At 63.2% G+C, this 380-nt stretch carries 1 pseudogene; it reads left to right on the top strand.

Annotated features, from left to right (window positions below):
- Nucleotides 1-141: 141 nt before the first annotated feature.
- A pseudogene (locus EN846_RS33810) lies at nt 142-380 on the top strand (3-oxoacyl-ACP synthase); the annotation flags it as partial.

The following is a 380-nucleotide window of genomic DNA, read 5'->3' as shown; positions in this document are numbered from 1 at the left end:
GCGGCAAGAAGGTCATCCAGACCAAGACCTCGGCCGTCGAAGAAGATTGATGTGCCGGGAAGGCCGCTGCCTCCGGGCAGCGGCCTTTGCCTTCTTTCCCGGGCGTGCCGGTGATCGGCGGCCCGCGCAACAGGAAACATGATGAGCAAGCGGATCTACTCGAGGATCGCGGGCACCGGCAGCTATTTGCCGGAAAAAGTCCTGACCAACGCCGACCTGGAAAAGATGGTCGAAACCTCGGACGAGTGGATCCAGTCGCGCACCGGCATTCGTGAACGGCACATCGCGGCCGAAGGCGAAACCACCAGCGACCTTGGCTACAACGCCGCCCTGCGCGCGCTGGAAGCCGCAGGCATCGATGCCTCGCAGCTCGACATGAT

Origin of the sequence: Mesorhizobium sp. M4B.F.Ca.ET.203.01.1.1 (genome assembly GCF_004791025.1) — a bacterium.
Classification (GTDB): domain Bacteria; phylum Pseudomonadota; class Alphaproteobacteria; order Rhizobiales; family Rhizobiaceae; genus Mesorhizobium; species Mesorhizobium abyssinicae.
Note: the sequence above shows the minus strand (reverse complement) of the source record. Positions and strands in the feature narration are given on the sequence as shown.